Source organism: Luteitalea sp., from assembly GCF_022842525.1.
Taxonomy (GTDB): domain Bacteria; phylum Acidobacteriota; class Vicinamibacteria; order Vicinamibacterales; family Vicinamibacteraceae; genus Luteitalea.
Genome location: NZ_JALHPM010000209.1, coordinates 1 through 10,352 on the forward strand (window position 1 = coordinate 1; position 10,352 = coordinate 10,352).

Sequence of the window (10,352 nt, forward strand, 5' to 3'; positions counted from 1 at the left end):
ACCTCAATCGCCGCCCACGCAAGCGCTTGGGGTTTCGCACGCCGGAGGAATGCTTCTATGGTCAGTAGTCAGTGTTGCAGTTCAAAGTTGATCTCAAAGTGCTATTCATCGTCATGTAGCGTCGCGTGTCATCGCTCCCCCCAGGAGCCGAGCGTGAACGACAGGAAACAGCAAAGTGCAGACTTCCGAATACGTTATCGTGGTCAGTTCGATAGGCGGGACTGTTAGCGTCGTCTCGGACGCCCTCGGAAAAACCGAGTTGCGGGTGAAAGGGGTGGCCACAGTGGCAGAGGCCGCCGCCGTCATCACGGCTGACGGGCCTCCAGCCCTCGTCGTGAGCGATGCGCAACTCGAGGATGGTACGGCGATCGACGTCATGGCGGCCAGATTGGGGCCGCCGTCGCCGGCCCCAGTCGTGGTCGTGACCGAACCCGACCACGTTGAGTTGGCGGTGGAAGCCATGCGGCACGGGGCCAACGCCTTCCTGAATCGCCCACTCAACGGGGGCACGATGCGACACGCCCTCAGACGAGCTCTGGGGGTTTCTCGCCGCGCCAGCCACCGGATGGGCGGCCACGTCATCGAGGCTAAGCCCTTCGTGGGGCTATCGCCAGCGATTCGCCAACTGGCCGAGGATGCGGCCATCGCGGCGCGAACCGACGTGCCGGTGCTCGTCACCGGCGAGACAGGCACCGGCAAGGGCATCCTGGTGCGCTGGCTACACGATGAGAGCGTGCGCGCCCGTGGACCTTTCATCGACGTCAATTGCTCGAGCTTGTCCAAAGAGCTGTTCGAGTCCGAGCTATACGGTTTCGAGAGGGGGGCGTTCACGGGCGCAGCGACGTCCAAGGTCGGCTTGATCGAGGCGGCGCACGGCGGTACGATGTTCCTCGACGAGATTGCCGATCTCGATCTGACTGTCCAGCCGCGGTTATTGAAGGTCGTCGAGGATGGGCGCTTCCGCCGCTTGGGTAGCGTGCTCGAGCGGCACAGCGACGCGCGATTCGTCGCGGCGTCGAACACGGAGCTGAACCAGCTGGTATCGGCGGGCCGCTTCCGCCAAGATCTGCTGTTCCGGATCAACACGCTGACGCTTCGGTGCCCGTCACTCCGCGAGCGGATGGACGACGTTCCGGCGCTCGCGATCCGGCTAGCCGCTGCCGTGTCCGCTGACCTCGGTCGGGCCAGCCTCTGCATTGCGCCGGACGCCATGGCAGAACTGCTGGACCATCACTGGCCAGGGAACATTCGCGAACTCCACCACGTCATTCAGCGCGCGGCGATTATGTGTACGGACGGTGTCATCCGAGCCAGTGACGTGCGCTTTCGCGCGCCCGCGGTCGAAGCGTCGACGGGGTTATTGGTGGGCGGTCCCCTGACCTTGGAGGCGCTGCAACGGCGCCACATCCAGGCCGTGCTGGAGGCGGAAGGCTGGAACGTCGAACTTGCCGCCCACAGGCTCGGCATTCCGCGCAGCACGTTGTATCAGAAGATCAAGACGCTGCAGCTCGGTGCTCGCGACCCGACCTGACTGCGTAGTCAGGCTCGAACATTGCTGCGCGCCAGCGCGCGGTACAGCGAAAAGCGGCTGATGCCCAGCGCCTGCGCCGCGCGGGACTTGTTGCCTCCCGCCTGCGCCAGCGCCTCCTCGACCCGCTCGAGCGCCAGCGTGTCACGGCGCCCTGCGCGTTCCTCGCTGCAGGCGCGCCTGACGTCCCGTTCGCCGATCACGCGTCCCTCGCTCATTAGCAGCGCCCGTTCGAGGGCGGTGCGGAGCTCGCGGACGTTCCCGGGCCATGTACGGGACGCCAACCAAGCCGCCGCTGCGCGACTCAGGACGGGAGGGTGCAGCCCATGCTCTCTGGCTGCCCGTCTCAGGAAGACGTCGGTCAGATCCTCGATGTCCTCACGGCGTTCGCGCAGTGGCGGCAACACCAGTTGAAGCGAAGCCAAGCGATTCCAGAGGTCCGCACGAAGGCGCCCTGACTCGACTGCAGAGCGAGGCGACAGCGAGGTCGTGGCAATCAGTTGGAGTTCCCCCCCCGGCTCCCGGCGTCGAGCCCACCGACGACCACGGACTGCGCCCGAGGCGTCAATTCGGCCACTTCCTCGAGGCAGTACGCTCCGGTCCCGGCAGTGACGAGCGTCGCCGGTAGTGCAGCGGGTTCGAGGTCCGGCCCGCAGCGGAGCCAGGTCAGCGGGAGGTGCCGGAGCGGCCCTACACAGTGCAGCAGCGCCGCCGCGTAGCTCTTCCCTGTCCCTGACTCACCGACACACAGGGCCACAGTGGCGTGCGGACCCAGGCGATCAATGGCGGTATTGACCGCATGAATCGCTGATGAGCGCCCGGTGAAATGTCGCGTCGGGCCCACCGCCACGGGCGGGGGCCACACGCGTGTATGCGGTCCTGCCCTCATCGATCAGTCGCCCGACCGGGATCTGCGGGCCTATCGCTCACCGAGACGACCGACGAGCCGGGCCGTGTCGCCGCCGAGCCCGGATCGAGTAAGGGTCCCGGTCGGCGCGCCGACTCCAGCGCGCCCGCCCGCACGACTGACTCGAACCCGTCCACAAGGTCGTGCCGGCGCCAGCCGCGGTCGGCTTCGTCGTGGAGGACGCGGATCGCCTCGTCCGCAGTTCTGGGCCGCTCGTACGCCCGTCCCGCTGTGATCGCCTCGAAGACGTCAATGATGCCTACGATCTGCGCGAGCAGCGGAACCTCATCACCCCGAAGCCCATCGGGATATCCAGTGCCGTCAAGCCGCTCATGGTGATGCCGGACGATCGGCCGCACGGCATGCAAGGTGCGCAGGTTCGCGCACAGGGCATCGCCGACCACCGTGTGAGACTTGATGAGCTCGTACTCGTGGCTCTCCAGCGGGCCGCTCTTGTGAGTGACCGCGTCTGGGAGGGCCAGCATGCCGATGTCATGCAGGAAGGCACCCCGATAGAGCGCTTGAGACTCCGGCTCGCTGAGGGCCGACACACGGCCGAGGGCCATGGCGTAGTTGGCCATGCGGTGGCAATGGCCCGGCGAACACGTCCGCGCCTCAAGCATGGCCGTCAACGTCATGATGATCGACGCCGCCGACTCCAAGTCACCGATGAACTGGCTCGCGTGCACGGTGTGACGGACGCGTGCCATGAGCTCCTCGAAGTCCACGGGCATGTGGAGCACGGTGTCGGCGCCGGATTGGAGACCCGCCAGCCGTGCGCCGCGATCGTGTGGCTCGCAGATCAAAACAATGGGGAGCAGCCGTGTGTCAACATCGCGCTTCAGCTGGCGACACAGATTCGAGGCGGAGGCGCCAGCCGACACCATGTCGATGACGACCACGGCGGGGCGGGTCGCGTCGATGACCGCCCTGGCATCGATGCCTGGGCCGACCAGGCACGCGCGGACGCCGTGTCGCTTCATTTCCGCGCACTTCCTCCCACCCTCGGAGTGAACTGCGGCGACCACCAGCACCAGCCCAGCTGTCATCGGCGCCCCGAAGCCCCCGGCAGGCGAGTCCGCCGGGTCCGCGTGATCTCGCATCGTCCGCATGCTCGCGTAATGTCGCAAGAGCTATGCCCCGTTGATGCGGAGAGCGTTCGCACAGGAAATTGGGCGGATCAGCGGTCCCCGGCCAGTGGGGACCTCAACCGTGTCGTCCAAGTCTTGGACGCGCGTCTAGAACTCAGACATGCTCGCGCTGTCTTGGGCGTGGTCACGATGTCGGGTTGTGACGAACCGAACGTGCGCTTCCCACTCTCGTGAACCGTAGAGTGTGGGATCGTTCCGCCACTTCGGACGGAGAAGCCGCGCGAAGGGTCCCGGTTCACTGAAGGTCACATCGTCGGCATCTTGAAGGACGGCGGTGCGGGCCTCCCGCTTGCCGAGTAAGTGCGGAAGCACGGCATCCATCACCCGGGCTGACCTAACTTCAACTGGCAGTCGCAGTACTCCGGCGCGATGCCGACGTGCGACGCCTGAAGACACTTGAGACGGAGAAACGCGAAGCCGAAACGGATGTATGCGGGTCTCGCGGTCGACAGTGCCGCCATCAACGATGTGCTCAGCCGCACACCGTGACGCCTTACGGACGTCTCCGGGCGATCGAGGTCCTGACGACGGTGCAACAGCTCAGTTCGACGAGCGCGGCGGCGGGCTGGCACGGACGGCCTGGTACACCGCGCCGGCCGATCGGCGATGCGCGACACCGAGGTCATTGAGGTGCTCGTGACCGTGCTCAAGGCGCCCACACTTTAGGCCATGGAAGTGCTACGACCGGCTGCGACTCGAGGAGCAGTGAATCACAAGCGCGTGCACCGCCTGTACTGCGCGCTGCGGCTGAATCTGCCGCGACGGACGCGCGGCGGGTGCCGCCCCGCTTTCGGCACGTCCTCACCGCACCGCCGCGGCTCAGCGACATCTGGGCGCCCGACTTCATGCGCGACGCACTCAATTGCGGGCGACGCTTCCGCACGCGCAACGCGATCGACGAAGGCAGCCGCGAGGGCGTGGCCATCGAGGTCGGTCTCTAACCGTTAGATCCCCGCGTCGCGCGTGGGCACGCGTGCTCGAACCGCTCCTTGCGCTCCATGGACGCCTCGACCAGATCCCTTTTGGACAAGGGGCCCGGCACTCGCGTCACAGACACTCGTTGGCTGGGTGGACGCCCGAAACGTCACGCGACGGCGGGTCCAGCCCGTCAGGCCCGTACAGTACGCCTTAATCGACTGCTTCAATGGCACCCACCGAGAGGAGGTTCTGAACGCCTATCCTTTCACTCCACCGTGAAGCCCAGGCACTGACTGACGCGTGGCTCGTTGGCGACAACGACCATCGGCCCCGCGCGCTGGGCCGGTGTGCCGCCGCCCACCTATCTGCCGCGTCTCGCCGGTGCCACCGTTCAAGACTCCGTGACTCACTTTATTGGGAGACGAACCGAGACGTCTTCGTCCTGAACGCGGACGGCATGTCTGTTGCACCTTTGTTTTGTCGAAATGACGCCCGACGACTCCGCGCGGTCGGCAGCAGAGGAAACCCCGTGCAGCACAGCCGAGGCGGCGCGCCTCATGATTGCGGGGGCTCGGATGCGGGACCGCACCGACGCGCTGGCGGCGTTTGAGCGCGCCGTTGCGGTTGAGCCGGACAGCGCGCTCCCGTGGCTGTGGCTGGCGACGGCCACCGATCGACTGGACGTCGTCGATGCGCGGATCGACGTTGCGCTGGATCTCGACCTCGGGGGTCAAGCGTGGCGGACGGCCTGCGGCGAGCTGCTGATGGTGCTGGGCCTTCGGAGGCTTCCTGCACGGCCCGACCGGGCGCGCGCGATTCTGCTGGAGGCGACGTACGTCCTCCCGAAGGACGCGCGCGCATGGGTCGCGATGGCGGCGTCAAGCGGCACCGCCGCCACGCGCGCGGCCTACCTCGAACGAGCCATCGAACTGAACAACATCGATCAAGACGCCGTTCGATGGGAACTGGTCCGCACGATCGTCGCCCAAGCGATGGAGCACGTTGAGGATGACCGCACCGCAGCGGCGAGAGATACGCTCGTCCGAGCGACGTCGTGGGCTCCAGCCGAACCGCGGCTGTGGGCCCTCGCAGTGCAGCTCGCGCAGCAGGACAGCATGCGGGCCGCGCTCATGTCGCGCGCCCTGACGGTCAACGCCGGCGATCACGGGTTTGCGGTGATGTTGCGCGCCGCGCTGGGACGGCCGAGTGACTGGTCGGTGCGAACGCGATTCCCGCAGGTGGGCCGGACCGACGCTGACCCAGAACTCCAGGCCGAGCTCGCCCAGCTGAGCAACACTCTCGCAGCTCGAAGCCATCTCGTCGAGAGCTACCGATCACGCCCATTCTGCGAGCGGTTGCTGCGCTCCGCTATCGACTTGACCGCGAGCGTCTTGCCCGAGGCAGCATCGAGGCCTGCGCTGGGGCCAGGGGAGACGAGTGGGGATAGACACGTCGGCGGGTTCCGTCTTTCGTAGTCGGTGCCCCCCACGGAACAGCGCGGGCCTTGACGGGTGCGCTAACACAAGATGATTGATGAACTGGTGCTGGCCCCGCCAGCTGTCGAACCGCAGGCACGGCGGCTGGGCAGGCATCACGCCGTGCCGATCTCGTAGGTAGAGTCCCCGGACGTGGTGGAAATTCGGTAGCGGGGCCGCTGCTGGACAGGTGAAGCGGCCATCGCACATCGTTCCGTGAGTTCTTCGGGCAGAAGAGCACACACGGAGGGTGGATGACGATGGCCAAGAGCAGGATGGATCTGAACGCGTTCGTTGGCAAGCTCCTCGAGGAGCAGGACGGGGACGTGTTGCGCGAGGGGATCCGCGTGCTGTCCCAGGCGCTGATGGAGACGGAGGTGGCCGGGCTCATCGGGGCCGAGCGCCACGAGCGCACGGGCGAGCGCACCGCGTATCGCAACGGCAGCCGCACCCGGACGTGGAACACGCGCATGGGCACGATCGAGCTGGCGATCCCGAAGGTCACGCCGGGCACCTACTTTCCGTCGCTGCTGCAGCCCCGCCGGCGCGCCGAGCATGCGCTGCTGGCCGTGGTGCAGGAGGCCTACGTGCATGGCGTCTCAACGCGGAAGGTCGATGATCTGGTGAAGGCGCTCGGCGTCGATGGCATCTCAAAGTCGGTCTCGCGGATCTGCGGCACGCTCGACACGGTCGTCGACGCCTTCCGGACCCGCGCGTTGACCGGCGAGCACCGCTATCTGTGGGTCGAATGCGACGTATCAGAAGGTGCGCGTCGACGGCCGCGTCGTCAGCTGCGCACGGTCGTGGCGGTGGGCATCACGAGCGACGGCGACCGGCAGGTGCTGGGCGTGGACGTGGGCCCGTCGGAGGACCGCGCCTTCTGGACGGCGTTTCTGCGGAGCCTGGTGAAGCGCGGCCTCACCGGCGTGCGCCTCGTCGTCTCGGACGCGCACGAAGGCCTGAAGCAGGCCATCAGCACGGTCCTCCACGGCGCCGCGTGGCAGCGCTGCCGCGTCCACTTCATGCGCAATCTGCTGGCGACGGTGCCGCAGGGCGCCCGTGAAGCCATCGCGGCGATCGTGCGGACGATCTTCGCGCAGCCCGATCACGCGTCGGCGCTGGCGCAGCTGCGCAAGGTGGCCGAGGGCTTGCGGCCGCAGCCCGCGACTGTGCGGGTCGTGGCTGAGGCCATGAATCCTGACGACGCCATGCTCGGCCAATTCGGAGTTCCAGCCGAGGCAGACACCGACTTTCGGTTTTCGCTGCAGGTGCCCCCGGTCGCTCTCACTATGCGCGCCATCACCATGGGCGCCTCGGGAAGCGGATGGTTTGTGTCTGCCGTCACGGCGAATGGCGTGGACATTACGGAATCCGGTTTCGTGGTCAAGCCTGGTGAAGGACTGAGCGGCGTCGAGATCGAGCTAACGTCGCGTCCGACGGAGGTACACGGCCTGGTGGCGATTGGGAGCACGCTCGCCCCAGGCGCGTTCGTCGCAGTGTTCCCCGAGGATCCCTCTCGCTGGTCTGTGTCCGGTCAGGGGGCCTTCCAACTGACCCGGACAGATGACGGGGGGCGCTACGTCCTGCGCAGGCTTCGGGCGGGCCGCTACTTCGTGGTAGCGGTGCCAGACATCGACGAGGCGAACTGGATGGCGCCCGAGTTCCTTGAGGCGATTCGACGGGGTGCCACTGCGTTCGCGCTGGCGCGTGGCGAAGAGAAGCAAATCAACCTCCGCGCGCGTGTGCCCTAGCTCAGCAGCTAGTACCTCTGCTGTTGAGGAGGCGCAGGTCGGCATGACGCAGAAACGTCTCACCGTGAGGTCGTGATGAAGGCAATCGGATTTGTGATTGTCGCTGTGGTTGCAGCCAGCGCCTGGTGGGCGTTCGCGTCAGGCAGGCCGGTACCGCGCCGAGACGGCCACTGGCGGGCAACGATGCGAGCGCAATTGCTAGGAGTGACCGCACAACCCCCACCAATGCAGTTCACGCACTGTGTCACGAAGGAGGACGCGGCCGACCCGGCGAAATTGGTGCCGCTCGACGGTCCATCGGAAATGCCTGGCCTGCAGTGCGAAGTGGTCGCACAGCGCCTTGAGGGTGCAACGGTGTCATGGGAGACCGACTGTCCAGGCGCCGATGCGCCGATGAGCGGAAAGGGCCAATTCACCTACACCGCCGACGCCTACCACGGCACGGTTGCGCTAACAGTGACAAAGGACGGAGAACCCGTCACCATGACGATGTCGTATGAGGGGGAACGCCTCGGTGACTGTGACAAGTCGATGCCGATGACCCCCGTGCCGGCACGGTGAACCGGCAGCAGCGGCCCGCCGGGCGAGGCGGGCCGCTGCTGCACTTGCGGCTCGCTACTTCGGCTTTCGGCTCGAGCCGAAGGTCACGCCATTCGCAATGCGGAACTGATCGCCGCCCTTGCCCAGCCCGTCGGAGTACCGTGCGTCCATCCGGAAGCCAACGGCTGACGTGACAGGCGCGGTAAATCCGCCTCCTACATTGACCGTTGGTCCGAGCCGCTTGGCGGTACCGGACGGCGCGCCCTCGGCCCCGAGCACGGGCGTCCCATACTGTGCTAGGCCCACGCCGGCGGCAAGGTATGGCGTCACACGCCCGATCTTCGACAAGTTCTGCAGCAGGCTAAGGCTAGAACTCATCGCGTGTATCTCGCCTTCGCCCCGACGGTACGCGACCTCGGAGTCGACGCTTAAGCCACCCGCGATGGGCAGCGTGATCATCGCTCCGACCGGCGCGGCGCCATCCGTGCCGAAGGCGACATACGGCGTGACCGTCACAGGCGGCGTCTGCGCCCAGACGGGCGACGCGGCGCAAACACACGCCGCCGCTGCAAACGCGACTCTGATGCGTAACTTCATAGCCCCTCCCGACGCCTCAAGGGCACCCGACGGATTAGACGCGCACCGCGGGAACCTGGCCGTGGTGGCGCCCCAGTGTAGCGTGAGAGGCCGAAAAGAGGGAACTTGGGATCTATAGCACAGCTGGGCAAACCGCGCCCGTCTCGGTCAGCGGTAACGGAAATGGCCGTTTTCGACCCGTTACCGAGGGTCGTCCCGAGGGCGGGAAAGACCTACTGCGTCGCGCGCGACTCCTGATCAGCGACGTATATCAGGTCGTTCAAGACAGACACGAAGTAGTCGGTCGGCTGCGCCCCGACGATACGACTCCTCACCTCGACCGTTCGGTCACGGACAATCCCGGCGAAGAATGTCGGGGTGCCGAGAACGCCAAACCGTCGTCCTTCAGAAGCGTGCTGCCTGACTCGCGCAGGGGCGTCGGCGATACACTGTGCAGTCTTCTGGCCTCCGGACGACTCCGCGATTGATGTGGCTCCACCGATGGCCCGCCCGAGCTCGTCGCTGCGCGCAAACAGCCAGTCATGCACTTCCCAGAAGCGTCCGTAGTCGGCTGCGCACAGTGCGACAGAAGACGCCGACATCGCGTCTGTGTCAGCGTCGTCCCATGGCATATGCCGGAACGCGAACGCGACGCGACCGCTGTCGAAGTAGGTCTTGCGAAGTGACGGAAGTGTCGTTCGAGCAAAGTCTCCGCAGAACTTGCACCGGAAGTCTGAGTACGCAACGAGTGCGACCTTTGGTGTCTGAGTCGAGGACCAGTCCGCGGTGGTCAGCGCGATTCGATCAGGAAGCGCTACCGCTGCTGACGCGACGTCAGCGTTGGTCGGAGGGCCGTGCGGACCCGTTAGCCGCCAAAGAAGGGTCGCCGCGGCGGCAATCGTCAGCAAGGAAGAGCCGAGGTCAACTGCGTGTCGCCAGTCGGGTCGAGGCATGTGGTCGCTCCGCGCGCAGACGGCGTCGGTGCCATCGTCGTTCGACACTAGCCGCGATCGTGAGTGTAGACAAGCCACTGGTACTGAACCTGTACACCGTGGGTGACCATCGCACTGCCGAGCTGCGTCCATGTTTCTATCTGCGCCCAGGGACGCTCTCGTCGAGTGCCGCAGCCTCCACGCCGCCGTGCTCAACCCTGTCACGGCCGGCGGTGAGGCTCGCCAGGCTCGCCGGTCCTGGCCAGGAGTGGCGAAATGGTCTCTGTTTAGCGGGTCGTTCGGACTTGTACTCGTTCGCGGGTTCTGGCACAACGGCGCCATGCCCGCCGAGCGGCCGACGCCGCCCCGCCCGGCGCTCGACGGGATTGCAGCACGAGATCACGCGACTGCGCGAGGTGCTGACGCGGGCCGAGCGTGAGCGACGGCAGCTCGAGCACGAACGGGATCGGCTGCAGCGTCGCCATGATCGGCTGAAGGATCAGCTCGACGCCGCCCGGCGCGCGAGCTTCCGGCAAGCGGCCCCGTTTGCCAAGGCGCACCGCAAAGGCACCGG

General features: G+C 66.4%; 11 protein-coding genes. 5 read left to right on the plus strand and 6 right to left on the minus strand.

Annotated elements, in window-relative coordinates; all coding sequences use genetic code 11:
• Positions 1 to 175 precede the first annotated feature (175 nt).
• Positions 176 to 1,531: a sigma-54 dependent transcriptional regulator gene (locus Q0C41_RS26550; protein ID WP_291989153.1), complete on the plus strand. Its 1,356-nt coding sequence runs from the start codon at positions 176 to 178 to the stop codon at positions 1,529 to 1,531.
• A gap of 8 nt (positions 1,532 to 1,539) precedes the next feature.
• Here Q0C41_RS26550 and Q0C41_RS26555 read toward each other — a convergent pair whose 3' ends face one another.
• The 3 genes from Q0C41_RS26555 to Q0C41_RS26560 all read right to left on the minus strand — a co-directional run bounded on the left by Q0C41_RS26555 (position 1,540) and on the right by Q0C41_RS26560 (position 3,484).
• Entirely contained in the window at positions 1,540 to 1,746 is a 207-nt protein-coding gene (locus Q0C41_RS26555) for a helix-turn-helix domain-containing protein (RefSeq protein WP_291989155.1), read from the minus strand.
• A 278-nt stretch (positions 1,747 to 2,024) separates the two neighbouring features.
• Entirely contained in the window at positions 2,025 to 2,417 is a 393-nt protein-coding gene (locus tag Q0C41_RS31525; RefSeq protein ID WP_367079310.1) for a sigma 54-interacting transcriptional regulator, read from the minus strand.
• Positions 2,414 to 3,484 (minus strand): HD domain-containing phosphohydrolase, encoded by a 1,071-nt coding sequence (locus tag Q0C41_RS26560; RefSeq protein ID WP_291989157.1) that lies wholly within the window; start codon positions 3,482 to 3,484, stop codon positions 2,414 to 2,416. Before Q0C41_RS26560 ends, Q0C41_RS31525 begins: the two co-directional genes overlap by 4 nt.
• Before the next feature lie 878 nt (positions 3,485 to 4,362).
• On the opposite strand from Q0C41_RS26560, the gene Q0C41_RS26565 reads away from it, so the two are divergent.
• From Q0C41_RS26565 to Q0C41_RS26580, 4 genes are all read left to right on the plus strand, one after another.
• Positions 4,363 to 4,527: a hypothetical protein gene (locus tag Q0C41_RS26565; RefSeq protein WP_291989159.1), complete on the plus strand. Its 165-nt coding sequence runs from the start codon at positions 4,363 to 4,365 to the stop codon at positions 4,525 to 4,527.
• Between the two features lie 462 nt (positions 4,528 to 4,989).
• Complete coding sequence (locus Q0C41_RS26570) at positions 4,990 to 5,979, plus strand: hypothetical protein (protein ID WP_291989161.1); 990 nt, start codon at positions 4,990 to 4,992, stop codon at positions 5,977 to 5,979.
• 254 nt (positions 5,980 to 6,233) lie between these two features.
• Positions 6,234 to 7,730 (plus strand): IS256 family transposase, encoded by a 1,497-nt coding sequence (locus Q0C41_RS26575; protein ID WP_367079311.1) that lies wholly within the window; start codon positions 6,234 to 6,236, stop codon positions 7,728 to 7,730.
• 75 nt (positions 7,731 to 7,805) lie between these two features.
• Complete coding sequence (locus tag Q0C41_RS26580; RefSeq protein ID WP_367079312.1) at positions 7,806 to 8,291, plus strand: DUF3617 family protein; 486 nt, start codon at positions 7,806 to 7,808, stop codon at positions 8,289 to 8,291.
• 54 nt (positions 8,292 to 8,345) lie between these two features.
• Here Q0C41_RS26580 and Q0C41_RS26585 read toward each other — a convergent pair whose 3' ends face one another.
• From Q0C41_RS26585 to Q0C41_RS26595, 3 genes are all read right to left on the minus strand, one after another.
• Positions 8,346 to 8,867 (minus strand): hypothetical protein, encoded by a 522-nt coding sequence (locus Q0C41_RS26585; protein ID WP_291989163.1) that lies wholly within the window; start codon positions 8,865 to 8,867, stop codon positions 8,346 to 8,348.
• 212 nt (positions 8,868 to 9,079) lie between these two features.
• Positions 9,080 to 9,847: a DsbA family protein gene (locus Q0C41_RS26590; RefSeq protein WP_291989165.1), complete on the minus strand. Its 768-nt coding sequence runs from the start codon at positions 9,845 to 9,847 to the stop codon at positions 9,080 to 9,082.
• Positions 9,848 to 10,065: 218 nt separating this feature from the next.
• The coding region (locus Q0C41_RS26595; RefSeq protein ID WP_291989167.1) for a hypothetical protein at positions 10,066 to 10,352 on the minus strand (287 nt) is incomplete at its 5' end.

What these genes read in the sequence shown, in the direction of transcription:
- Q0C41_RS26555 (WP_291989155.1), bottom strand. Translation starts at nt 1,746, where the DNA reads ATGAGCGAGGGACGCGTGATCGGCGAACGGGACGTCAGGCGCGCCTGC.
- Q0C41_RS31525 (WP_367079310.1), bottom strand. Translation starts at nt 2,417, where the DNA reads ATGAGGGCAGGACCGCATACACGCGTGTGGCCCCCGCCCGTGGCGGTG.
- Q0C41_RS26560 (WP_291989157.1), bottom strand. Translation starts at nt 3,484, where the DNA reads ATGACAGCTGGGCTGGTGCTGGTGGTCGCCGCAGTTCACTCCGAGGGT.
- Q0C41_RS26570 (WP_291989161.1), top strand. Translation starts at nt 4,990, where the DNA reads ATGACGCCCGACGACTCCGCGCGGTCGGCAGCAGAGGAAACCCCGTGC.
- Q0C41_RS26575 (WP_367079311.1), top strand. Translation starts at nt 6,234, where the DNA reads ATGACGATGGCCAAGAGCAGGATGGATCTGAACGCGTTCGTTGGCAAG.
- Q0C41_RS26580 (WP_367079312.1), top strand. Translation starts at nt 7,806, where the DNA reads ATGAAGGCAATCGGATTTGTGATTGTCGCTGTGGTTGCAGCCAGCGCC.
- Q0C41_RS26585 (WP_291989163.1), bottom strand. Translation starts at nt 8,867, where the DNA reads ATGAAGTTACGCATCAGAGTCGCGTTTGCAGCGGCGGCGTGTGTTTGC.